This window comes from Ancrocorticia populi (genome assembly GCF_003123745.1).
GTDB lineage: Bacteria > Actinomycetota > Actinomycetes > Actinomycetales > Actinomycetaceae > Ancrocorticia > Ancrocorticia populi.
The window spans coordinates 781,589-805,380 of record NZ_QETB01000001.1; the positions used below are offsets into that span (position 1 = coordinate 781,589).

The 23,792-nt window shown below is 55.4% G+C and carries 18 protein-coding genes and 1 pseudogene; 15 read left to right on the forward strand and 4 right to left on the reverse strand.

Annotated features, from left to right (window positions below):
• Nucleotides 1-88 precede the first annotated feature (88 nt).
• Nucleotides 89-385 carry a co-chaperone GroES gene (gene groES / locus DD236_RS03705; RefSeq protein WP_109092996.1) on the forward strand — a complete coding sequence of 99 codons (297 nt, stop codon included), beginning with the start codon at nt 89-91 and terminating at the stop codon, nt 383-385.
• A gap of 128 nt (nt 386-513) precedes the next feature.
• Nucleotides 514-1,992, forward strand: a complete 1,479-nt coding sequence (guaB, locus tag DD236_RS03710) for an IMP dehydrogenase (protein WP_109093285.1) — start codon at nt 514-516, stop codon at nt 1,990-1,992.
• On the opposite strand, the gene DD236_RS03715 is transcribed toward guaB, so the two are convergent.
• A complete protein-coding gene (locus DD236_RS03715; protein ID WP_109092997.1) occupies nt 1,989-2,672 on the reverse strand; it encodes an exonuclease domain-containing protein in 684 nt (227 codons plus the stop codon). The two genes, guaB and DD236_RS03715, sit on opposite strands and share 4 nt — an antisense overlap.
• 61 nt (nt 2,673-2,733) lie before the next feature.
• On the opposite strand from DD236_RS03715, the gene DD236_RS03720 reads away from it, so the two are divergent.
• Nucleotides 2,734-3,846, forward strand: coding sequence for a GuaB3 family IMP dehydrogenase-related protein (locus DD236_RS03720; protein ID WP_243409894.1), 1,113 nt, complete (start codon nt 2,734-2,736; stop codon nt 3,844-3,846).
• A 6-nt stretch (nt 3,847-3,852) separates the two neighbouring features.
• Entirely contained in the window at nt 3,853-4,545 is a 693-nt protein-coding gene (locus DD236_RS03725) for a FadR/GntR family transcriptional regulator (RefSeq protein ID WP_109092998.1), read from the forward strand.
• 45 nt (nt 4,546-4,590) lie between these two features.
• Here DD236_RS03725 and DD236_RS03730 read toward each other — a convergent pair whose 3' ends face one another.
• A complete protein-coding gene (locus DD236_RS03730; protein ID WP_109092999.1) occupies nt 4,591-5,853 on the reverse strand; it encodes an ROK family transcriptional regulator in 1,263 nt (420 codons plus the stop codon).
• Between the two features lie 123 nt (nt 5,854-5,976).
• On the opposite strand from DD236_RS03730, the gene xylA (DD236_RS03735) reads away from it, so the two are divergent.
• From xylA (DD236_RS03735) to mmsB, 6 genes are all read left to right on the forward strand, one after another.
• Nucleotides 5,977-7,329, forward strand: a complete 1,353-nt coding sequence (xylA, locus tag DD236_RS03735; protein ID WP_109093000.1) for a xylose isomerase — start codon at nt 5,977-5,979, stop codon at nt 7,327-7,329.
• Nucleotides 7,330-7,378: 49 nt separating this feature from the next.
• Nucleotides 7,379-8,728, forward strand: a complete 1,350-nt coding sequence (locus DD236_RS03740) for a xylulokinase (RefSeq protein ID WP_109093001.1) — start codon at nt 7,379-7,381, stop codon at nt 8,726-8,728.
• A gap of 858 nt (nt 8,729-9,586) precedes the next feature.
• Nucleotides 9,587-10,939, forward strand: coding sequence for a xylose isomerase (gene xylA / locus DD236_RS03745; protein WP_109093000.1), 1,353 nt, complete (start codon nt 9,587-9,589; stop codon nt 10,937-10,939).
• Nucleotides 10,940-11,077: 138 nt separating this feature from the next.
• Entirely contained in the window at nt 11,078-12,208 is a 1,131-nt protein-coding gene (chvE, locus tag DD236_RS03750; RefSeq protein WP_109093002.1) for a multiple monosaccharide ABC transporter substrate-binding protein, read from the forward strand.
• Between the two features lie 37 nt (nt 12,209-12,245).
• Entirely contained in the window at nt 12,246-13,796 is a 1,551-nt protein-coding gene (locus DD236_RS03755) for a sugar ABC transporter ATP-binding protein (protein WP_109093003.1), read from the forward strand.
• Nucleotides 13,793-14,968 (forward strand): multiple monosaccharide ABC transporter permease, encoded by a 1,176-nt coding sequence (mmsB, locus tag DD236_RS03760; RefSeq protein ID WP_109093004.1) that lies wholly within the window; start codon nt 13,793-13,795, stop codon nt 14,966-14,968. The genes DD236_RS03755 and mmsB overlap by 4 nt, the downstream gene beginning before the upstream one ends.
• Before the next feature lie 144 nt (nt 14,969-15,112).
• Here mmsB and DD236_RS03765 read toward each other — a convergent pair whose 3' ends face one another.
• Together DD236_RS03765 and DD236_RS12435 are read right to left on the reverse strand one after the other, a co-directional pair.
• Complete coding sequence (locus tag DD236_RS03765) at nt 15,113-15,931, reverse strand: substrate-binding domain-containing protein (protein WP_243409895.1); 819 nt, start codon at nt 15,929-15,931, stop codon at nt 15,113-15,115.
• A gap of 69 nt (nt 15,932-16,000) precedes the next feature.
• Nucleotides 16,001-16,156 (reverse strand): annotated as a pseudogene (locus DD236_RS12435) (LacI family DNA-binding transcriptional regulator); the annotation flags it as partial.
• A 320-nt stretch (nt 16,157-16,476) separates the two neighbouring features.
• Between DD236_RS12435 and DD236_RS03770 the strand changes: the two are divergent.
• The 5 genes from DD236_RS03770 to aspA all read left to right on the forward strand — a co-directional run bounded on the left by DD236_RS03770 (nt 16,477) and on the right by aspA (nt 23,792).
• A complete protein-coding gene (locus DD236_RS03770; protein ID WP_243409896.1) occupies nt 16,477-17,775 on the forward strand; it encodes an extracellular solute-binding protein in 1,299 nt (432 codons plus the stop codon).
• Between the two features lie 13 nt (nt 17,776-17,788).
• Nucleotides 17,789-18,733, forward strand: a complete 945-nt coding sequence (locus DD236_RS03775) for a carbohydrate ABC transporter permease (RefSeq protein ID WP_109093007.1) — start codon at nt 17,789-17,791, stop codon at nt 18,731-18,733.
• A gap of 227 nt (nt 18,734-18,960) precedes the next feature.
• Nucleotides 18,961-19,557, forward strand: a complete 597-nt coding sequence (locus DD236_RS03780) for a carbohydrate ABC transporter permease (RefSeq protein ID WP_243409897.1) — start codon at nt 18,961-18,963, stop codon at nt 19,555-19,557.
• A gap of 50 nt (nt 19,558-19,607) precedes the next feature.
• Nucleotides 19,608-21,650 carry a right-handed parallel beta-helix repeat-containing protein gene (locus DD236_RS03785; RefSeq protein ID WP_109093009.1) on the forward strand — a complete coding sequence of 681 codons (2,043 nt, stop codon included), beginning with the start codon at nt 19,608-19,610 and terminating at the stop codon, nt 21,648-21,650.
• Between the two features lie 714 nt (nt 21,651-22,364).
• Nucleotides 22,365-23,792 (forward strand): aspartate ammonia-lyase, encoded by a 1,428-nt coding sequence (gene aspA / locus DD236_RS03790; RefSeq protein WP_109093010.1) that lies wholly within the window; start codon nt 22,365-22,367, stop codon nt 23,790-23,792.

Genomic DNA, 23,792 nt, shown 5'->3' on the forward strand with positions numbered 1-23,792 from the left:
GGTTCGGGCCCGGCCCCCGCGACGGCGGGTCCCGCGGCTAGGCATTTCTAACCAAAGCACGAGTTATATAGAAGAAGGGGGATCCGCAGTGTCGGTCTCCATTAAGCCGCTTGAGGATCGCATCGTGATCCAGCAGCTCGAAGCAGAAACCACAACCGCATCGGGACTTGTCCTTCCGGACACCGCTACCGAGAAGCCGCAAGAGGGCGAGGTAGTTGCAGTTGGCCCCGGCCGCATTGATGACAATGGCAACCGCGTTCCGGTAGACGTTGCCGCAGGCGACGTTGTCATTTACTCAAAGTACGGCGGCACCGAGGTCAAGTATGGTGCGGATGAGTACATCATTCTCTCGGCTCGCGACGTTCTCGCAGTTGTAGAGAAGTAAGACTCTCACTGAAGCAGGGCATCTGGCTGAATGGCTGGGTGCCCTGCTTTGTGCCCGTGGCGTGGTCCATAGTGCATGAAGAAAACCTCGGCCGTTACCATGGGGGAGTGAGCACAAATCCCTTTGAAATGGTCGGACTAACTTACGACGACGTTCTACTTCTACCCCAAGCAACCAACGTCATCCCTTCCGAGGTGGACACCTCAAGCAGGCTTACCCGGAAGATCTCGCTTCGAACACCGCTAATCTCCGCCGCGATGGACACCGTGACTGAATCGCGCATGGCGATCGCGATGGCGCGCCAGGGCGGAATCGGCATCATTCACCGCAACCTCTCGCCCGAGGATCAGGCACAGCAGGTGCGCCAAGTTAAGCGCTCCGAATCCGGCATGGTTCAGGATCCGGTGACGGTTGGACCTGAGGCGACGATTTCACAGCTAGATGAACTGTGCGGCAAGTATCGCGTGTCCGGCCTGCCCGTTGTTGAAGACGGCAAGCTTCTGGGCATCATCACCAACCGCGATCTCCGTTTCATCCCCGAAGAGGAGTTTCCCACCAAGACGGTGCGCGAGACTATGACGCCGATGCCGCTGGTGACCGCCCCGGCGAACGTGAGTAAGCCCGAGGCTGCTCGCCTACTCGCGAAGCACAAGATTGAAAAGCTTCCTTTGATTGACGACGACGGGCGCCTCTCCGGCCTGATCACCGTCAAAGACTTCGTCAAAACCCAGCAATACCCCAATGCTTCCAAGGATGCCCACGGGCGCTTGTTGGTTGGCGCAGGGGTTGGCTACCTATCGGAGTCTTGGGACCGCGCGCTGCTCTTGGCAGATGCAGGCGTCGATGTTCTAGTTGTGGACTCCGCCAACGGTGAGGCCAAGCTGGCACTGGACATGATCCGCCGCATGCGAGGCGATTCCGCATTTGACGACGTGCAGATCATCGGCGGAAACGTGGCTACCCAGTCCGGAGCGCAGGCGCTGATCGATGCAGGCGCGGATGCCGTTAAGGTGGGCGTTGGCCCGGGCTCTATCTGCACCACGCGCGTGGTTGCAGGCGTTGGCGTCCCTCAGATCACGGCGATCTACGAAGCGTCAAAGGCATGTGGGCCTGCGGGCGTTCCCCTGATTGCGGACGGCGGTCTGCAGTACTCCGGAGATATTGGCAAGGCTCTTGTAGCGGGTGCGGACACCGTGATGCTCGGCTCGCTTCTGGCTGGCTGCGATGAGACGCCAGGCGATCTCGTGTTCGTCAACGGCAAGCAGTACAAGCATTACCGCGGTATGGGATCGCTGGGTGCGATGTCCTCGCGCGGCAAGCGCTCCTACTCCAAGGATCGGTACTTCCAGTCTGACGTGACATCAGATGACAAGATCATCCCCGAAGGCATCGAGGGCCAGGTGCCATTCTGTGGCGTGTTGGGTTCGGTGCTCTACGAACTTGTGGGTGGATTGCACCAGACAATGTTCTACAGCGGCGCCACCACGATCCCTGAGCTCAAGGAGCGCGGTCGGTTCGTTCGGATGACGTCCGCGGGCCTGCGCGAATCTCATCCCCACGATGTGCAGATGACCGTTGAGGCGCCTAACTACGGTGGGCGCGCCTAACAGGTAACGGGCCACGCATCGGGATCACCGGCGTTCCGGTTCTTGGAATTGAGAAAGCTGATGAAATCCTTGTGCGTGGCCTTTTCGCGCGCTTGAACGGCTTCGAGTGGCTCACTGGCGAGCTCGGGGAACTTGCGCACAAGGGCGGCTAGCACTTTGAGGGTTGCCAAAACGTCTGCTTCGGCATTGTGGAAGTCCCCATCTACGTCCACTCGGTAGTGGCCCACCAGGTCTTCGAGGCGGCGCTTGCCCTTACGGTATCGATCCACGGACTTATCGAGTAGGTAAGGATCTACAACCGGGAAGATCTCTCCGCCAAGGCGGGAGGCGAGGGTCTGTAGCCCGTGCCGTTCCAGCTCATGCTCCAAGAGCGTGACATCGTAGGAGGCGTTGAACGCCACCACGGGATAGCTTTGACTCATGTGGGCCGCGAGCTTCGCGGCGATTTCTTCCAGCACCTCGGTAATGGGACGGCCGTTCTCCCGCGCCTGCTCGGTAGTGATGCCGTGCACGGCCGTGGCGCGCTCGGGAATCTCCACGCCCGGATCGGCCAGCCAGTACGTTCGGTTTACTCCGCTGGGAAGTACCTCAACCACAGAGCAGGTGACCAGCCGGTCCTGATCTGGGCGTACGCCGGTGGTTTCTGTATCGAAGCCAATGATGGGGTGTTCTGTCCACATGATGAATCCTCTCGTCTGCTGTCCAGCCTATCGGGCACCTCCCACATGTAAGCTATTGGACGTGAGTGAAGTTGAGATTGGACGAGGTAAGAGGGCCCGGCGGGCCTACACGCTCGATGATGTAGCGGTGGTGGCATCGCGCCGTACTCGGGACGTCCGCGAGGTATCAACCTCGTGGCAATTCGACGCCTATCATCTGGATGTTCCCATCCTGTCTGCACCTATGGACTCAGTCACCTCACCTGCCTCCGCGATAGCGATCGGCAAACTCGGGGGAGTGGGCGTGCTTGACCTGGAGGGCCTATGGACCCGCTACGAGGATCCTGAACCGCTATTGGAAGAAATCTCGCATCTAGATGATGTTCAGGCTACCTTGCGGATGCAGGAGATCTATCAGGAGCCGGTCAAACCTGAGCTCCTTCGCGAGCGGCTTCGCCAGATTCGGGAAGCCGACGTGACTGTGGCGGGCGCCCTTTCGCCGGGCCGCACTCAGGCCCTGTGGCGCACCGTCGTGGATGCTGGCGTGGATATCTTCGTGATTCGCGGAACCACGGTTTCCGCCGAACACGTGTCCGCTAACCGCGAGCCACTCAACCTCAAGCGGTTCATTTACGAGTTGGACGTTCCCGTAATTGTGGGTGGGTCCGTGACATATAACGGGGCTCTGCACCTTATGCGTACGGGTGCCGCTGGAGTACTTGCTGGCTACGGCGGAGGGGCGGCTTCTGCCAACCGCCGCACCGTGGGTATTACCTCTCCAATGGCCACCACCATCGCCGACATTGCCGCTGCACGGCGCGATTATCTGGATGAGTCCTCTGGACGCTACGTCCACGTGATCGCTGATGGATCAATCAGCACCTCGGGAGATCTGGTCAAAGCAGTTGCCTGCGGCGCCGATGCCGTCATGCTCGGAACCGCCCTCGCTCGCGCCGAAGAGGCACCGGGGCGCGGCTGGCACTGGGGCGCCGAAGCCCGGCATGCGCGCCTGCCCCGGGGCGAACGTGTTGCCGTGGATCGGGCGGGAACGCTCGAAGAAATACTTTTCGGACCGTCGCATTCGGCGAATGGACTATCCAACCTCATGGGGGCGCTTCGCCATGCCATGGCCGCTAATGGATACTCGGATGTTAAAGAGTTCCAGCGGGCTGAACTTGTTGTGACAGACAGTTAGGAAATCATGGCAAACGGACAGCCCGTACGCTCCAAGACAACGGGGACGATCGATCGTATCCTCGAGATGATTGACAGTGATGGCCTGACGCCCGGCCAGCGCCTGCCTTCCGAACGCGCTCTGGCAGCGGACCTGCGGGTTTCGCGCGCCACTGTGCGCGAGGCGATTATGGCGCTTCAGATCGCCGGCCGGGTCGAGAGCCGATCGGGGGATGGAACCTACATCCTCGAAGCGCCCGCCCAGATCGGGGATTCAGATATCAAGGTGCAGGCGGGCCTAGATATCACAGATGCGCTTGAATATCGTATGGCCATTGAGATTTCGGCCGCGGTTCTGTCCTGTGCGAGAGCCCGCAAGTCCGACGTGATGCGTATGCAGGCAGTTGTTGAGGCGATGTCCGAATGCCTAGAAGATGACGATTACGAGGGCTATCTGGATGCCACTTACGATCTTCACCTCGCCATCGGTCAGGCCTCTCACTCCAAGCGGCTTAGTGCCGTCCACAGAGCACTCACGGAGCAGACTCGCGACGAGGAGTGGCTCTTGGCCGAGAGCTACAACCCCGAGATCGCCGCGCATTCGATGCAGCTCCACCGCGAGATGGTATCCGCGATTGCGGCCCGTGACACCGAGCGAACCGTGAAGGCCGTAGAGGCCCATTACATCGAGTTCCCCGCCCTGAGTGAGTCACTGGTCTGACCAATGTGCCGTCGTCGTTAATGGCGTAGCTATACGCGTACGGATTCAGATGCTTTCAATCCAAGCAAGAGGGTTGTCTACTACGTGCTGGAGTACTTGGTGTGCGGCGCCGGTGACTGACAATGCTGCCAAGGAATCGAGATTGGGAATTCGGAACTCAGGTTGGGACCAAGCGGATTGCAGAACGCGGTTATGTAGCTCTGCGCTTGCGGCTGGGATGAGTTCTTGTCCTATTTCAGCAACTACTCCTCCTAACAGAACCTCGGGGATGTCCACAGTGTTGATGACGGCCGCAAGTGCTCGCCCCAGAGCAGCACCCGCCTCGTTGATGGCACGACTCGCCGAGAGGGAACCGTCTCGTGCAGCAGCAGCAACGTTGGATGGCGTTGCATTCTCGCCTAACCCAGCCCGTCGGGCGAGTGCGCGTAATCCCAAGTATGCCTCTAAGCAGCCCGTGGCCCCGCACGAGCAAATCGGTCCGGTTGGGTCCACACAAATATGACCGATTTCCCCCGACCAGCCGTGTGCGCCGGATAACGGACGGTAATCAACTATGATGCCCGCGCCAATACCCACTTCGCCAGATACATAGACAAAGGAGCTGGGGCCTTCAGGCGTGCCTGGGCGTGGGTTCGCGACAGCAAAAGCGGCCAAATCTGCCTCGTTGGCAACGAGGCTGGGGTGTAGGTCTGCCAGCGGTGTTATCAGATCCACCCGGGACAGATCGCGCCACCCCAGATTCGGGGCGACCGCGAGTGCGTCTCCAGAGACAAGCCCTGGGAGGGCGAGGCCGGACCCAACTAATCGAGGGTGTACAGGCCCGCTAGCAATGGCCTCCGATAGTACGCTCCGTCCTAGACTGGCCAGTTGGGTAAGCGTCGTCTTCGGATGCGAGCCGGCGAAATCGCCGGAAATGCGAGTGTCGGCGAGGACTGTGCCGGTAAGATCGACAGCTCTGGCCGCCAAGTAAGAGACGTTGACTTCAAGTCCGATAGCGAATGCGGTTCGAGCTTGTGGGGTAAGACGAGTGGCTGGGCGTCCCCGTGTGGGCTGGGCGGCAGGGGAGAGCTCACTCACGAGGCCGGAATGCATCAGATCGTCGACAAGGCGGGATGCAGTCGCGCGTGTGATTCCGGTATATCCCGCTATATCAGCACGCGAGACCATGCCAGGCTTGGCTAAGATATGGCTCAAGACGAGAGAAAGGTTCGTCGCTCGCAGGGACTCGCTAGTGACCCCTTTACGTTTGCGAGTCTCGATGCCCGCATTCCTAGTGGGCGCTGACGAATTAGGTAGGCCTGAACGCATAGGTCGATTGTACGGTGAGTTTACGGGAAGGGTTGACATGTTGGTGATTCTACCCATATTGTTTTGTTAAGCTACAAAACAGTGAGCAGCGGTGATGCTGTGGACACATGGAGGTGTCAGGATATGAGTAATTTGTGGGATGTTGAATCGATACCGTTTGTTGGGGCTGAGGATCCGCGGCAGGGTTTGGGTTTTCATTATTATCAGCCTGATCGGGTTGTTGCGGGTAAGCCGATGAAGGATTGGCTGCGGTTTGCGGTGGCTTACTGGCATACGTTTAATCAGCGTTTGGTTGATCCGTTTGGGGATGGGACTGCGCGTCGGCCGTATGACGGGTTGAGTGATCCGATGGATTTGGCGTTGGCGAAGGTGGATTACACGTTCGAGTTTTATCGCAAGTTGGGTGTGGAGTATTTCTGTTTCCATGATCGTGATATTGCCCCTGAGGGTGACACGTTGAGGGAGACGAATGCGAATCTTGATCGGGTTGTGGATCATATTGCTGATTTGCAGGCTGATTCAGGTATGAAGCTGCTGTGGAACACGTCGAGTTTGTTTACGAATCCTCGATTTGTTTCTGGTGGTGCGACTTCTCCGTTTGCTGATATTTATGCTTATTCGGCTGGTCAAGTGAAGCATTCTTTGGAGATTGCTAAGCGTTTGGGTGCTGAGAATTATGTGTTCTGGGGTGGCCGGGAAGGCTACGAGAATATTTGGAACACAGATTTGAAGCGCGAGCAGGATCATATCGCTCGTTTTTTCCAGCTATGTGTTGATTATGCGGGCGAGATCGGGTTGGATGCTCAGTTTTTGTTGGAGCCTAAGCCGAAGGAGCCGACAAATCATCAGTATGATTTTGATGCGGCGACGACGATTGCGTTCTTGCAGACGTATGGTTTGGATGATCATTTCAAGTTGAATCTTGAGGGTAATCACGCGAATTTGGCGGGACATACCTACCAGCATGAGATCCGGGTGGCGCGGGCTGCTGGGATGTTGGGATCTTTGGATGCGAATCAGGGCGATAAGCTCATTGGCTGGGATATTGATGAGTTTCCCTCGGATTTGTATGAGACCACAGCAGTCATGTGGGAAATTCTGGCTGAGGGCAAGATCGGTCCACAGGGCTGTGGTGGTTTGAACTTTGATGCCAAGCCCCGGCGCACGTCTTTCGACGCTGAAGATCTATTCCGCACCCATATCGTGGGTATGGATTCATACGCGGCCGGTCTCTTGGTTGCCGCTAAGCTTCATGAGGACCAGTATTTCGAGGATCTGGTCAGCCAGCGTTACAGCTCATTTGACTCGGGAATCGGTGCCAGTGTCGAGGATAAGACCGCGACTCTGGCCAGCCTCGAAGAGCACGCCTTGGACGTGTCTCAAGCTGATTTGCTAGCCGCGACCCATTCCGATCATCTCGAATCGGTCAAAGCCACACTCAACAACTACCTCATCCAAACCCTCGCACACGCCTAAAAGGCTAACACCGCGAGCTACTTTGTCTACAGGGAGGAAGGAATCAAAGATGAATATATCCCGTCCCTACGTTGCAGGCATCGATTCATCGACGCAGTCATGCAAGGTATTGATAGTTGATCCAAACTCGGGTGCGGTGGTGCGCTCGGGTCGGGCGGAACACCCCGACGGTACGGAGATTGATCCAGAGTTCTGGTGGCAGGCATTTCTACAAGCCGTTGATGATGCTGAGGGTCTCGATGACGTTGCGGCTTTGTCAGTTGGCGGGCAGCAGCACGGCATGGTATGTCTAGACGCGACTGGAGAGGTTATACGTCCTGCATTGCTGTGGAATGACACGCGTTCGGGTGCCGCAGCAGCTGAGCTTGTCGATGAGGCAGGAGATGGCGATACCGCCCGAGGTGGCGCGTGGTGGGCGGATGCGACTGGGTCGGTTCCCGTGGCTTCTCTTACGGTGACAAAACTGCGATGGTTGGCCGATCACGAGCCGGAAAATGCTGCTCGCATCGCTGCCGTGTGCCTGCCGCATGATTGGTTGACGTGGAAAATAGCGGGCACTGGCCAGTTGGCGGATCTGGTTACGGACAGGTCCGACGCCTCAGGAACGGGGTATATGGCGCGTGAAGGCAACGTCTATCGGTACGATATTCTGGCCCGCGCACTCCGTATCTCTGAGGACCGCGCCGAGGATATTATTTTGCCGAAGATTCTTGGACCATGGGATCAAGCCGGCCAAGGCGATGCTGCACGTGGATGGGCCGATGTTGTGCTCGGCCCGGGCTGCGGCGATAACGCTGGGGCTGCGCTGGGTGTTGGCCTGACGACCGGGCAGGCGATGTTGTCGCTTGGGACATCAGGGGTAGTTGCGGCCGTGTCCGCGAACTCAGTCGAGGACCCATCGGGGTTGGTGACCGGATTCTCGGATGCCTCTGGACAGTGGCTGCCTCTGGCGTGCACATTGAACGCCTCGCGGATTATCGATGCCATAGCGGAGGTGATCGGGGCCCGATACGAGGAGTTTGACGAATTGGCGCTCTCAGTGTCTGATGCGGGAGGGCTGGTTCTCACCCCTTACTTTGAAGGCGAGCGTACGCCGAATCTGCCCGATGCTACGGCAAGCTTGACGGGGATGACCCTAGCGAACGCGGACCGGGCTCACGTGGCTCGCGCGGGGGTTGAGGGATTACTTGTCCTGATGCGCGGTGCGCTTGATGCCGTACGTGCCAGTGGAGCTCCGATAGACCGAGTGCTCATGGTTGGCGGGGGTGCGAAGTCTGCTGCAGTGCGCGAACTGGCCCCGTCCGTGCTGGGTGTGCCTGTTGGCGTGCCAGTATCAGGAGAATACGTGGCACTTGGCGCCGCAAAGCAGGCTCAATATGTGTCTGAAGGGCTGCGCTAACGAAGCAAAAGGACCCGAGCGCTTTGAAGTATCAAAGTATATTTAACGCGGGTCTCAGTTGTCGGGACTCGCGTTAAATGTGGCTCTTCTGCAGCAATGAGATGCAGAAGAGCCACGCACCTACGAGAGCATCAGTGAGGTTTATCAGTTTTAGATGGGGGAGGATAGTGACCATCGTAAGAATGAACTTGCGAAACATTGAGTAAATCTCAAGGTAGAGGACCATATTGGGCACTACGCATTCTCTTGTGAACACGGTCAATTACAGGCTGTCTTTTGGGAGGACGATCTCTCATACATAAGGAGCGGGCGTGAAGCCTAGTTTCGTTCTTCGGTACCGTCTATCTGCGTCAGGGGCGAGAAACCTCGTATTGTCCTGAGTCGCGACAGGGTTGACGGGAGGCCTAAAGTAGTAACCCTGTGGTATTCCACTTTTGTGCATGGATATCAGGGTTCAAGGGCTTTTGTGGATGGGTGGTTGGTAGTTCTTTATCGGGTCGGTACTGCGCTCGGCGTTGATGTTCTCTCGGGCCGTCAAGTTAAACGCGTTAGCGCTCGTAGGACGCCCTCTCGATTTTCACGGACTGTCTGCGTTGTCGCAGTCTCCGCGCTCTCGCAGGCCAAACTGACTTTCTGAGTGACTTCCTATTGGTGAACCGATTTTTGGGAATGGCTGTCGGAGATTCGTCATGGCCTGAGCTCGGGGGCCTGACCGAAACTAGCTGTGCTTCACTGCTCATAGGTCCACCGTCTAATTTGTTATCTGGTTGACATGTTGGTGATTCTACCCATATTGTTTTGTTAAGCTACAAAACAGTGAGCAGCGGTGATGCTGTGGACACATGGAGGTGTCAGGATATGAGTAATTTGTGGGATGTTGAATCGATACCGTTTGTTGGGGCTGAGGATCCGCGGCAGGGTTTGGGTTTTCATTATTATCAGCCTGATCGGGTTGTTGCGGGTAAGCCGATGAAGGATTGGCTGCGGTTTGCGGTGGCTTACTGGCATACGTTTAATCAGCGTTTGGTTGATCCGTTTGGGGATGGGACTGCGCGTCGGCCGTATGACGGGTTGAGTGATCCGATGGATTTGGCGTTGGCGAAGGTGGATTACACGTTCGAGTTTTATCGCAAGTTGGGTGTGGAGTATTTCTGTTTCCATGATCGTGATATTGCCCCTGAGGGTGACACGTTGAGGGAGACGAATGCGAATCTTGATCGGGTTGTGGATCATATTGCTGATTTGCAGGCTGATTCAGGTATGAAGCTGCTGTGGAACACGTCGAGTTTGTTTACGAATCCTCGATTTGTTTCTGGTGGTGCGACTTCTCCGTTTGCTGATATTTATGCTTATTCGGCTGGTCAAGTGAAGCATTCTTTGGAGATTGCTAAGCGTTTGGGTGCTGAGAATTATGTGTTCTGGGGTGGCCGGGAAGGCTACGAGAATATTTGGAACACAGATTTGAAGCGCGAGCAGGATCATATCGCTCGTTTTTTCCAGCTATGTGTTGATTATGCGGGCGAGATCGGGTTGGATGCTCAGTTTTTGTTGGAGCCTAAGCCGAAGGAGCCGACAAATCATCAGTATGATTTTGATGCGGCGACGACGATTGCGTTCTTGCAGACGTATGGTTTGGATGATCATTTCAAGTTGAATCTTGAGGGTAATCACGCGAATTTGGCGGGACATACCTACCAGCATGAGATCCGGGTGGCGCGGGCTGCTGGGATGTTGGGATCTTTGGATGCGAATCAGGGCGATAAGCTCATTGGCTGGGATATTGATGAGTTTCCCTCGGATTTGTATGAGACCACAGCAGTCATGTGGGAAATTCTGGCTGAGGGCAAGATCGGTCCACAGGGCTGTGGTGGTTTGAACTTTGATGCCAAGCCCCGGCGCACGTCTTTCGACGCTGAAGATCTATTCCGCACCCATATCGTGGGTATGGATTCATACGCGGCCGGTCTCTTGGTTGCCGCTAAGCTTCATGAGGACCAGTATTTCGAGGATCTGGTCAGCCAGCGTTACAGCTCATTTGACTCGGGAATCGGTGCCAGTGTCGAGGATAAGACCGCGACTCTGGCCAGCCTCGAAGAGCACGCCTTGGACGTGTCTCAAGCTGATTTGCTAGCCGCGACCCATTCCGATCATCTCGAATCGGTCAAAGCCACACTCAACAACTACCTCATCCAAACCCTCGCACACGCCTAAAAGGCTAACACCGGGCGAATGGGGCATTCGAGGCTGATCTCTTAGGTGTCCGTCGCACGGGATAGAAAAACAAACAATCAAATATGAGAAGTTCTCCGACGGTTGCAGTGTCGAGGACAAATTACAAAGGAGCCAGAAATGCGGCAAGTTATGAAGAAGATCATGGCAGTTGTTGCTGCTACCACATTGAGTATAAGCCTAACGGCTTGCTCTTCTACTCGCGGAGACGATGACGCCTCGGGGAAATCAGAAGAAGGTTCGAACCCTGGTGGTCTGGTTGGTGTCTCGATGCCGACTAAGTCACTCGAGCGTTGGAACCGCGATGGTGCGCACTTGAAGGAGAACCTGGAGAGTGATGGCTACAACGTTTCGCTACAGTACGCGGACAACAAGGTAGAGCAGCAGATCTCACAGATCCAGAACATGATCAACGAGGATCCAGACGTTCTTGTTGTAGCTTCGATCGATGGGTCTGCTCTGGGGCCAGTACTCGATCAGGCAAAGGCTCAGGGAATTACGGTTTTCGCCTATGATCGTCTGATTCTCGACACTGAGTCCGTAGATTACTATGCAACGTTCGACAACTATCAGGTTGGTCAGTTGCAGGGACAGTACATCGAGTCCACGCTCGGACTGGACGAAGGCGAAGAAGGGCCCTTCAACTTCGAGCCTTTCTCCGGCTCGCCTGATGATAACAATGCACGATTCTTCTTCGAAGGGGCTTGGGACGTGCTTCAGCCCTACATCGAAAGTGGTGTGCTAGAGGTGCCTTCAGGCAAGGACCCCAAGAGTGTGGATGACTGGCAGTCCATCGGAATTCAAGCCTGGATGGCCCCCGCTGCTCAGTCCGAAATGGAAACGCGTCTGAATTCCTTCTATCAGGACAAGAAGGTTGATGCAGTCCTAGCGCCTAACGATGCCCTCGCATTGGGTATTTCTCAGGCGTTGGAGTCCGACGGGTACGGGGAAGATGACTGGCCGGTTCTGACGGGACAGGACGCAGATCAGTCAAGCGTGCAGAACATCATCGCTGGCAAGCAGACCATGACAGTGTGGAAGGATACCCGTGCACTTGGTGATCAGGTCGCGAAGATGGTTGACCAGATCATCAGGGGCGACGAGGTGGAGGTTAACGACACGGAGTCCTATGACAACGGTGAGATTGTTGTTCCTTCCTATCTCCTGACACCAATCGTCATCACAGAGGACAACGTGGAGTCCGAGCTGGTGGATTCAGGGTTCTACTCGGCCGAAGACCTCGGTCTGTGAGTCAACTTTAGAGTAAGGGAGAGGGTGGTGAGCCCATATGTTGACGAATGAAGTCGTGCTGCGAATGACGCACATCGTCAAGGAGTTCTCAGGGGTACGCGCGCTTGATGACGTAACTTTGGAGGTCTCCTGCGGAGAGGTCCACGCAATTTGTGGAGAGAATGGCGCCGGTAAATCGACGTTGATGAATGTGCTGTCGGGTGTATATGGGCACGGGTCCTACGAAGGTAACGTTGAGTTCCTCGGAGAAGAGTGCCGTTTTCGGTCCATCCGAGACTCCGAAGCGGCGGGAATCGTTATCATCCATCAGGAGCTTGCCCTCTCTCCCTTTCTTTCAGTTGCTGAGAACATTTTTCTCGGTAACGAGCGAGGGAATGCCGGCATCGTGGACTGGCGGCAAACGCGTAAGCAGGCCCGTGTCCTTCTGGAAAAGGTGGGCCTATATGTGGACCCGAATACGAAGGTATCGGATCTGGGTGTCGGCCAACAGCAACTCGTAGAGATCGCTAAAGCGCTTTCCAAGGACGTTAAGCTTCTAATCTTGGATGAGCCGACGGCCGCTCTCAATGATGACGATTCACAGCATTTGCTGGAGCTCATGCGTCAATTGCGCCTTGAGGGCGTTACGATGATCATGATCTCCCATAAGCTGGGTGAAATCGCCGAAATTGCGGACTCGACGTCGGTTATTCGCGACGGGCGCACAGTCGGGTACTTCGATATGCATAGGCCCGAGGGCGTCACTGAGGACCAGATCATTGCGTTGATGGTTGGCCGATCCTTATCAAACAGGTTCCCGGACCATGAGACACACATCGGAACGGAGATCCTCGAGATACGAGACTGGGTAGTTCATCACCCAATCGACACGACCCGAAAGGTCGTGGACGGAGCAAACATCGTCCTGCGCCGCGGCGAGATTGTTGGTTTAGCTGGCTTAATGGGAGCTGGCCGTACCGAACTCGCGATGAGCGTGTTTGGGCGCAAATACGGTACTGAGGTTAGCGGCGAGGTATACAAGGACGGCGAATTGGTTGACACGTCGAGTGTGGCGGCGGCCATCCGTGCTGGACTGGCTTACGTTCCCGAGGACCGTAAGAGCGCAGGGCTCAATCTGATTCAGGATATTCGGATCAACACCACTAGCGCGGCACTAGACAAGGTAGTTAACCGTCACGTTATCCAATCGCGCAAAGAGTCCAAGATCGTTGAGGGGTTTAGAAAGCAGCTGCGCATCAAAGCCTCCTCCATCGATGAGCCAGTGTCATCCTTGTCAGGCGGAAACCAGCAGAAAGTTGTTCTGGCCAAGTGGATCTACACTGAACCGGAAATCCTAATTTTGGACGAGCCCACGCGTGGTATCGATGTGGGGGCGAAGTACGAGATTTACCAGATCGTCCAGCAGTTGGCAGACCAGGGCCGGGCGATTCTTATGATTTCCTCTGAATTACCGGAAATCCTCGGTATTTGCGACCGAATTTACACGATGAGCCAAGGCCGAATTACCGGTGAAAAGAAGGGCTCAGAGGCAACCCAAGAAGTACTCATGAAACTCATGACGAAGGAACGTGTGAGGGAAACACGATGAGCGATACGAAAAAGAGCAAGCGGCTCAATATTAATTTTAAACAGTACGGGATTTTGATCGCGTTGGTCGTTATCGTGATCCTGTTTAATATCCTGACCAATGGCAAGCTGCTGGCGCCGAATAACGTGGCGAGTCTTGTTCAACAGAATGCCTACGTCATGGTGCTGACAATCGGCATGACGATGGTCATTATCGCCCGTCATATTGATCTGTCAGTGGGCTCTGTGGTCGCCTTTGTTGGCGGGATAGTGGCACTGTTGATGTACGACATGCAGGTTCCTTGGCTAGTGGCATGCCTTGCCGGCCTTCTGGTCGGGGTTTTGATTGGATGCTGGCAGGGGTTCTGGATCGCATACGTGGGTATCCCCGCCTTCATTGTGACGCTCGGTGGAATGCTGATCTTCCGAGGTTTGGCTATCGTGCTTGTCGAGAAGACGGTCTCTGGGCTGCCGACTGGTTTCGTCAGCATCGCCAATGGCTCAATACCGAACTTCCTAGGTTTCGCTGGCTATATGGACGTCGTCACTCTTGTCCTAGGCGCGCTGGTAATTGTCAGCGTGATCTTGGCAGCGGTGCGTAGACGCCGTGCAGACATGAAAGAGGGCGGCCTTGTTGAGCCAATGATGTCCTTTATCATCCGCAATGTTCTTATTGCTGCTGTCATCGCGTACGTCACTTATCTTTTGTCGATGTCCGCCGGAGGAACTCCAATCGTTCTTGTAATTATTGGTGTTCTTGTGGTTGCGTACTCGTTCGTTATGGCGAAGACGAAGTTTGGCCGCCGTATCTATGCGGTGGGTGGAAACCTACGCGCTGCAGAGCTGTCGGGCGTTAACACACGACGTGTTGATTTTTTCGCTTTCGTGAACATGGGAGTGCTCGCTTCGCTTGCTGGTATCGTCACCACATCCAGAGCAGGTGCTGCCGTTGCGACGGCTGGCAATATGTACGAGATGGACGCGATTGCGGCTGCATTCATTGGCGGCACCGCAGTATCAGGCGGCATAGGTAAAATCAGCGGCGCCATTATCGGTGCTCTTATTATGGGCGTCCTGAACATGGGCCTCTCGATCCTCTCTGTCGACTCTGCTTGGCAGCAGGCCATCAAGGGCCTCGTTGTTATCCTGGCTGTCGCCAGCACGTTCATCACTTCTCGGAAGGGGTCGCACTGAGAATAACTCGCCGTCCCGGGGCTGTGCTTGTGTGCATTGCCCCGGGGTCGCAGCTTCTTTTAGAAGAGGTTGCGGCTGGCGCAGTTAGCCGCACTTTGGGGGCCAATAGCTAGGTGCCCTACTTCGTTTACTACGCGACTCAATTCAGGAAAACTCCCTAGGAGCTGCGGTCGAATCCCGTATCATTAGACTCGTTTCAAATCGCATGGGCCCTGATGGACTTGTGCCAGCGTGCAGGCTCACGAGTGCGCGAACGGCGGCTGCACCCATCTCGTGCATAGGCTGGCTGACTGTGGTCAGGCGCGGTGCCGAAGAGATGGCGAGGAAAGTGTTATCAAAGCCGACCACGGAGAGGTCTTCGGGGACTCGTAGGCCAGCTTCCCTTGTAGCCTCGATGATGCCCAGTGCTGAGGCGTCCGATCCACAGAAGACAGCGGTGGGTCGTTGTCCCGCTGGCCGCGATAGAAGTTCACGTCCAGACTCTAGGCCGCATTCAAACGTGAAGTCATCGCCAATGATCTGGCTATCGTCCTTCTTGAGTCCGACCTGACGCAATGCTGACAGATATCCTTCGTAGCGTTCGACGGAGGGGAGAGATCCCCTTGGACCCTGGACATATGCGATACGTTTGTGGCCGAGTCCAAGAAGGTGCTGTGTGGCTGCTAGGGCCCCGTTCCAGTTCGTTGCCCCGATGGTGAGGACATCGGGGCTCACAGACTGTAGGGGGTCGATGACGACGAGTGAGAGGCCAAGCTGGGCCGTCATGTTGATCAGCGAATCCGGCACCTCATGCGTGATGAGAAGAATGCCGTGAAAGCCGTTTGCGGCAATGCGTCTCATCCATTGGTTGGATAACGGTGCTGTTTTCGTCCCCGGCACATTTGTCGTGGAGGTCAGCGTCATCGTGAGATCTTGGATCTGGCATTCGTCGGAGATCCCGGACAAAACCTGCAGCGTATACATCGCGATTAGTCCATCAGCGACCACCGCAATACTAGGCGACCGTGATGCGGAGACGGTTGGCTGATAGTGAAGTTCGTATGCACGTGCTTGTACGCGATGACGTGTCTCTTCAGAGACGTCTGTACGATTGTTTAGCGCTTTTGACACAGTCGCCCTAGACAGGCCTAGGTCTGCAGCGAGATCGGACAGAGTTGTCCGTGAGGCTCGGACAGATGGTGAACCCATTGCTTCTCCTTATTGGGCCGTTCTTCTCTCGAAACATTTTCGCACATTTTCTGCGAGGAAGGAGTGAAGGACTCTGTATCGAAACGTAGTTACTTTGGATTCGGCGGGTCAGTCTAATGTCCCATTTGGACGAATAACAAGGGAACGAGGGAGAAAGTGCGGTCGTAATTGGTTGGCGTCGTATGTGAGTTCAGATATATGGTTGACATGGTTTGTCACATCAGTAAACTAAATGGTGCACGGATAGTTCGCGAAATGTTTCGGCCACTGGCGGTCGGACCGAACCGTCCGAAAGAGGTGCAGCGATGAGGCAGCGAAGAATGAAAATCGGAGTGGCAGTTGCGGCTGCTGCGGCATTGGTGTTGTCCGCATGTGGAGGCGGAGCTCAGCCTTCGGCGGATGGAGAGGACGTGGCGGCAGGACCAGGTGCGTCTGCTTGGGGCCTTACCGGTGGCACGAACGAGCAGATTTGGAAGGGTTCCTTCGAGCGATGGAATGAGGAGAACCCTGACCGCGAGATAAAAACTGATTGGTTCGCAAACGATGCCTATAAGGAGAAAGTTCGCACAGCAATCGGTTCGGGCAATGCGCCGACTCTAATATTCGGGTGGGGCGGATCGACGTTGCGCGACTACGCCGAGGCAGACAAGATCGTAGACATCACCGACGGGACAGCGGACGTGGTCTCCAAGCTTATTCCCTCCATCGCAGAGGGCGGGATCATAGACGACCAAGTCTTTGGGATCCCGAATGTGGGCACTCAGCCGGTGCTCTTCTTCTACAACCAAGAGCTTTTTGAGGAAGTCGACCTTAGTGTCCCGACAACGTGGGATGAACTTCTGGAGGCTGTCGATACCTTTAATGAAGCTGGTATCACGCCGATCTCTCTCGCTGGTGCCTCTAAGTGGACAGACATGATGTGGCTCGAGTACCTCGTTGAGCGTATTGGAGGGCCTGAGGTCTTTAAGAGTATTGAGGCGAACGAGCCAGACGCGTGGTCTGACCCTGCGGTACTCGAGGCAGTTGAGGCCGCCCAAGATCTTGTGAGGGCGGGCGCTTTTGGAGATGCGTTCGGGTCGGTTAGTGCCGACGCAAACGCAGACGTTGCGCTAGTCCACACGGGTAAGGCAGCGATGCTCCTTCAGGGGAGCTGGGCCTATGGCACGTTCTTGACGGATGCACCAGACTTCGTCGCCGATGGGAATCTCGGTGTAGCTGGCTTTCCTGATGTCGAAGACGGTGCCGGGGACCCCGCCAACATTGTTGGAAACCAGTCGAACTTCTGGTCAGTGTCCGCTGCAGATTCGGAGGATGCTCAAGCCGATGCGACCGAGTACCTCAATACACTTTTCGATGACGAGTACGTTCAGGCGATGGTAGACGGGGGAGCTATTCCTCCTACCGTCGGAGCTGAGGAATTGATTGAGGGTTCCGATCAAGAGGAGTTCCTGACATTGGGCTACGATCTGGTTCAGAACTCGCCGAGTTTCCAGCTTTCTTGGGATCAAGCGCTTCCTGCTGATACGGCGCAGACACTTCTGGACAATATCCAGAGGGTGTTCACTCTTGACATCTCACCGGAGCAATTCGCCGACGAAATGAACGCAACCATCAAGTGATGGGAGATAACTCATGAGTTCACCCGCAGTTTCACGTGACCCGGTTCTGACCGAAGATCCGGACCGGGTCACCGATGGGCGTCCGGCCCTACGCACTGGCCCCAGCGGACTCTTTGCAGTACCGGCATTAGCCTTTTTTGTTTTCTTTGCGATCGTGCCGCTCTTGGGCGTTATCGTCCTAAGCTTCATGAACTGGGATGGTCTATCGACACCGACCTGGGCGGGCATATCGAACTGGCAGTCGGCCCTGGCATCGTCACAGACCGTTAACGCAATTCGGCTTACGTTGATACTAATGGTGGTGAGTTGGCTGGTTCAGACCCCGCTTTCGATTGCTTTGGGTATCTTCATGGCATCGAACAAGCGGTACCGAGAGGTCCTGTCAGTCTTTTACTTCTTGCCGCTCTTGTTTTCCTCTGCGGCCTTGGGAATTACATTCAAAGCCCTGCTTGACCCCAACTTCGGTATCTCTCAGGCGCTTAATTTGCCGCTCCTTCGCCAAGACTGGCTTGGTAGCTCGTCACTGGCTTTGCCGGTAGTAGTCTTTGTGATCTCGTGGACGTTCGTGCCTTTCCACTCCTTGATCTATCAAGGCGGAGTTCGCCAGATTCCTGCATCCCTATATGAAGCAGCGGAACTGGATGGGGCATCTTGGTGGGAGCGTCTACGGCACATTACTATTCCACAGCTGAAGTACACGATCATCACTGATTCGACACTTCAGCTGGTGGGGGCGCTCACCTACTTTGACCTTATCTATGTGCTCACGGGTGGCGGGCCCGGGGACGCCACCCGGATACTTCCACTGCACATGTATCTGCTCGGTTTCAAGAACTTTGACATGGGACGCGCAAGCGTGGTTGGAACGATTCTTCTGATCACTGGGCTCGCGTTGTCACTCGGTCTCAACAAGCTCTCGGGATCATCGAAGATGGAAAGTCAGGTGCAAGGACTATGAGGCGTCGCAGTGCGTTAGGCGACTACCTTTCGGGGGCCTTGGGATGGGTTTGGCTTCTGATCGTAGTTTTACCGATATATTATATTGTAATTACCAGCCTTCGGTCGCAGTCCTCCTTCTATTCGGAGAACCCTCTGGTTCCGACAAAGAATCCATCGTTGCGGGCTTATATTTCGGTATTCCAGAACGACTTTTGGCATTACTTTCTCAATACGATGATTGTCACGGTGTCAGCCGTCGCAGTTATCCTCGTCGTGTGCGTGATGGTCTCGTTCTATATTGTGCGGCGCCGCAACAGGTGGTCGAACCTCACCTATAGCACGATATTGCTTGGACTGGGCATTCCCCTTCAAGCGGTTATCATACCCGTCTACTACCTTGTTATTCAGATAGGGCTATATGACACTTTACTGGGTTTGATTTTGCCTTCTATCGCCTTTGGTATCCCAGTGACGGTGATGATCCTTGTTAATTTTATGCGCGATATCCCCGATGAACTCTTCGATTCTATGAGTGTGGACGGTGCGAACGACTGGAAGACGCTCTGGCGGCTGGTGGTGCCGCTGTCCAAACCCGCGATCATGACGGTTGGGATCTATCAGGCGCTTCAGGTCTGGAACGGCTTCCTGTTCCCTCTGGTTCTGACCCAAAGTTCTGAGGTCCGTGTCCTCACATTGTCACTGTGGAACTATCAGGGCCAATACACGAGCGACATCCCAGCAATCTTGGCGGCAGTGACGATGTCTGCACTACCGATTTTGGTTGCCTATGTCTTTGGCCGCAAACAGATGGTGGCTGGAATGACCGCCGGCTTTACTAAGTGAACTCCGGTTCACCATATCTCACTGCATCCCTTTCAGAGTAAGGAAACACTATGACTATTTTCCATGTATCACCGAATGGCGACGACGCGGCTGCGGGTACCGCCCAGGTTCCTCTGCGTACAATTCAGCATGCGGCAGACCTTGCCAGACCGGGCGATACCGTTCTGGTCCACGCAGGTACATATCGCGAGTGGGTCCGTCCGCCACGCGGCGGCCGTTCGGACCTGCGTCGGATCACGTTCGCTGCTGCGCCGAAGGAACATGCGGTGATCACCGGGGCAGAGGTAGTCAGCGGATGGATTGAAGAGTCTCCGGGCCTCTGGAGTATTTGCTTATCAAATAGACTCTTTTCCGGTCAGGGGGTGCGCAATCCTTTTGCCACCGAGTTATCTGGTGACTGGCTTGTGCGCCCCGATCCCAGAGACCGGATGACCTCACACCAGCATTTGGGGCAGGTATTTCTAGACGGCCGTGCTCTTTCTGAGGGGTCTTTCCTAGAGTCCTTAGGCCAGCCGGGTCCGACGACCTTGCTGGATGATTGGACACGGCGTGAGGTACCGGCACCAGACGCAAACTGGGCAACGCGACAATGGTTTGCTCTCGTCGATAGAGGCAAGGGCACTACGAATATTTACGCCTATTTTGGGGCCGATACTGATCCGAATGAACATTTAACGGAAGTAAGCGTGCGTCCCGCCGTCTTTGCACCGGTGCGCACCCACATTAATTGGATTACGGTCCGCGGGTTTGAACTCGCACAGGCAGCCACCCAATGGGCACCGCCTACCGCTGCACAGGAGGGCCTTATCGCCCCGAACTGGGCCAAGGGGTGGATCATTGAGGACAACGTTATCCGCGATTCACGCTGCTCTGGGATCTCGTTGGGCAAAGAGGCTTCTACTGGTGAAAACTTTGCGGCCGAACGTCGTGATAAACCAGGCTATTTATACCAGCTCGAGAGCGTATTTGCTGCGCGTCAGATCGGGTGGGATGGGGAGCATATTGGCTCGCATATTGTGCGGCGCAATAGAATCTTCGCCTGTGGACAGACCGGTATAGTCGGACATTTGGGGTGCGTGTTTTCAGTGATTGAGGATAATGATATCTTCGATATTGCGACCCGGCGGGACTTCTTCGGTCACGAGATAGCTGGTATCAAGCTCCACGCTGCGATCGACGTAGCTATTAGACATAATCACATTCACAAGTGCACTTTGGCTATATGGCTCGACTGGCAGACGCAGGGGACCCGTATCTCTCGTAATGTCCTCCATGCGAACTCACGTGACTTGTTCATTGAAGTTAGTCATGGTCCTTACATTGTTGATCACAACGTCTTGGCCTCTCCTGCAGCGCTGGAAGTTGTCAGCGATGGGGGAGCTTTCGTTCATAATCTGGTGGCCGGTACTGTCCGTCTTGAGCCAGTCTTAGACCGTGCTACGCCCTACCACCGTCCGCACTCCACACAGGTGGCGGGATATTCTGTGATACCTGGAGGCGACGACCGATGGGCAGGGAACCTCTTCGTTGGCGGATCGGTTGAGGAAGCCTATGGGTCTGATTTTCATTCGCCAGGCGGAGTATCCAGCGGGCTCAGTTGCTACGAGGCTTATCCTGATTCGACCGACGGATTCATGTCCTCAGTACTCAGGGCCGATGGTAGTCATGACCACGACACGTACGTTGGACGGCGTCTGCCGGTTCACGTGGCCGGTAACACGTACGCTGGCGGTGCTCGCCCGTTTGATAGGGAGGCAGGCGGAGCAGTCCTGAAGGGAGCGGTCTCTGTTGACGTCGTAGCGGGGGATGCGGAGGCCCCCGGGTCAGCAGAGCCTGTTCGTGGCTGGCCAGATTCGCCGGTAGTGCTAGAGATCACGCTGCCTGAGGGGTTCCAGGACGCGACATCCCCGACGGTGGTAGGTGAGGAGTTAGAGCGTTCCTACTTCACCGATGCTGAGTTCGAGGATCCGGACGGTCACCCCGTCGGTTTGAGTGAGGATCTAATAGGACACTCCGCTGTCCGTGGCGAGAATCTTGTTGCTGGGCCAGTTCACGGTTTACAGGATGGCGAGAACTCGTTAGCTATCTGGTGATAGCAAACGAGGAGGTATTTTCCGCTTCGTGTAGCCCCGAACGACCTACCGGTTGGTGGTGGTTCTTGTCGAATGGCCATGTGTGGCATGAAGGCAGGCTTAAGAGTATTGGGCTTCTGAATCGAAGACGGAATGTCTGTGAATCCGGAGCTTAGACGGCGCTTGTCGCGGCCTAGAGCCACTCCACGGTAGCGCACTGGTCTTTCAGCGTTGGATACTTCTTCAATCGTAAAATGCGAGTCAGAGCTACAGAGCTATTAGTCCAATTGTGATTGCCGCTCGCGACACCGAGCGAACCGTGAAGGCAGTTGAGGCCCATTACATTGAGTTCCCCGCGCTGAGCGAGTCACTGGTCTGACCAATGTGCCGTCGTCGTCGTTAAAAAACTGAAGTTTGGGTGCGCTAGCGGGAGTTATCACGAACAACTTGATTAAGCGCCCATGGTGCGCATCACAATCGGGCCCAAGAACTGAGGCAATAGTTACCGCTAAGTAACTTATGTGTGACTCGCAGTACGTTGTATAGATTACGAAAAGACATGCTTTAATGCGGGGACGTATGTCCCGATTTTCAGCGTTTATGTTTCGTGAACGTTAACAAATCTGCACTTTTTCCCGGAAATGGCTGGGCAGCGCGACTGTGCGGCGTTAGGGTGGAACTACCGGTCAGACCAATGATCAATGTGCGGCTTCGGCCGCAGGAAAGTGTAGTGAAATGTCTGCAACTCGTACTGAAACAGACCTCCTTGGAGATCGCGAAGTACCGTCGGATGCGTACTATGGTGTGCACACCGTCCGTGCAATCGAGAATTTCAAGATCTCTGGAAAAGTTGTGAGTGATGTTCCCGAGTTCGTGCGTGGCATGGTGAAGGTCAAGAAGGCCGAAGCTCTTGCTAACAACGATGCGCGCGTCCTTGATCCCAAGGTTGCCGATGCGATTGTTCGTGCATGCGATGAGGTTCTTGAGAAGGGCCGTTGCATGGACCAGTGGCCAGTGGATCTGTTCCAAGGCGGAGCAGGTACATCGGTCAACATGAACACGAACGAAGTAATCGCGAACATCGCAATTGAGCTTCTTGGAAAAGAAAAGGGAGATTACAGCGTCGTAAATCCGAACGACGACGTCAATAAGTCCCAGTCAACCAACGATACATACCCCACCGGGCTTCATCTGGCGGCGTATGACATGGCGGGTCAGCTTTGCGAGGAAGCTGAGAAGCTGGCGGCCGCCTTCCACAAGATTGGAGAATCGAACAAAAAGGTCCTAAAGATGGGGCGCACCCAGCTTCAGGATGCTGTACCGATGTCCGTGGGCCAAGAATTCCACGCCTTCGGAAATGTTATCGAATATGAAGTCCGTGACCTGCGCAAATCCATGGAGCAGCTCCTTGAGGTGAACCTCGGTGCTACCGCGATCGGCACGGGCTTGAATACGCCCGATGGCTTCCAAGATCTGGTTGTCAAGAGGCTTTCCGAGGTAACTGGGCTAGATATTCAGGGTGACAAGGATCTTCTTCAGGGCACTTACGATAACGGCGTGTTCGTCACCGTGCACGGATCGATGAAGCGCCTTGCGATGAACCTTTCAAAGATCTGCAACGATCTTCGTCTGCTTTCCTCCGGTCCACGCGCCGGACTCAAGGAAATCAACTTGCCTGAGCTTCAGGCCGGTTCCTCGATCATGCCAGCGAAGGTCAACCCGGTTATCCCCGAGGTTGTCAATCAGGTGTGCTTCAAGGTGATGGGCAACGATGTGGCTGTAACGATGGCAGCTGAGGCAGGCCAACTCCAGCTGAACGTCATGGAGCCCTGCACCGCCCAGTGCCTGTTTGAATCGCCAACGCTACTGATCAACGCCTGCAAGGCGCTGCGCGAGCGTTGCGTAGATGGAATCACTGTCAATGAGGACCGCTGCCGCGATTACGTGATGAACTCGATCGGCATCGTCACCTACCTCAACGACATTATGGGCCACCACAACGGTGACCTAGTGGGTAAGGAATGTGCGAAGACCGGTAAGTCCGTGCGCGAAGTTGTGCTCGAACGCGGCCTAGTCACAGAGGAAGAGCTAGACCGAGCTCTCTCCACGGAAAACCTTCTGAACCCAACCTACATGGGTAAGACATACGGTCAGCTAGCCTGA

Excerpts from the sequence above, each read along its gene's own strand:
- guaB (WP_109093285.1), top strand. The coding sequence starts at position 514 with ATGGTCGGACTAACTTACGACGACGTTCTACTTCTACCCCAAGCAACC.
- DD236_RS03715 (WP_109092997.1), bottom strand. The coding sequence starts at position 2,672 with ATGTGGACAGAACACCCCATCATTGGCTTCGATACAGAAACCACCGGC.
- DD236_RS03725 (WP_109092998.1), top strand. The coding sequence starts at position 3,853 with ATGGCAAACGGACAGCCCGTACGCTCCAAGACAACGGGGACGATCGAT.
- DD236_RS03730 (WP_109092999.1), bottom strand. The coding sequence starts at position 5,853 with ATGCGTTCAGGCCTACCTAATTCGTCAGCGCCCACTAGGAATGCGGGC.
- xylA (WP_109093000.1), top strand. The coding sequence starts at position 5,977 with ATGAGTAATTTGTGGGATGTTGAATCGATACCGTTTGTTGGGGCTGAG.
- DD236_RS03740 (WP_109093001.1), top strand. The coding sequence starts at position 7,379 with ATGAATATATCCCGTCCCTACGTTGCAGGCATCGATTCATCGACGCAG.
- xylA (WP_109093000.1), top strand. The coding sequence starts at position 9,587 with ATGAGTAATTTGTGGGATGTTGAATCGATACCGTTTGTTGGGGCTGAG.
- chvE (WP_109093002.1), top strand. The coding sequence starts at position 11,078 with ATGCGGCAAGTTATGAAGAAGATCATGGCAGTTGTTGCTGCTACCACA.
- DD236_RS03755 (WP_109093003.1), top strand. The coding sequence starts at position 12,246 with ATGTTGACGAATGAAGTCGTGCTGCGAATGACGCACATCGTCAAGGAG.
- mmsB (WP_109093004.1), top strand. The coding sequence starts at position 13,793 with ATGAGCGATACGAAAAAGAGCAAGCGGCTCAATATTAATTTTAAACAG.
- DD236_RS03765 (WP_243409895.1), bottom strand. The coding sequence starts at position 15,931 with ATGTATACGCTGCAGGTTTTGTCCGGGATCTCCGACGAATGCCAGATC.
- DD236_RS03770 (WP_243409896.1), top strand. The coding sequence starts at position 16,477 with ATGAAAATCGGAGTGGCAGTTGCGGCTGCTGCGGCATTGGTGTTGTCC.
- DD236_RS03775 (WP_109093007.1), top strand. The coding sequence starts at position 17,789 with ATGAGTTCACCCGCAGTTTCACGTGACCCGGTTCTGACCGAAGATCCG.
- DD236_RS03785 (WP_109093009.1), top strand. The coding sequence starts at position 19,608 with ATGACTATTTTCCATGTATCACCGAATGGCGACGACGCGGCTGCGGGT.
- aspA (WP_109093010.1), top strand. The coding sequence starts at position 22,365 with ATGTCTGCAACTCGTACTGAAACAGACCTCCTTGGAGATCGCGAAGTA.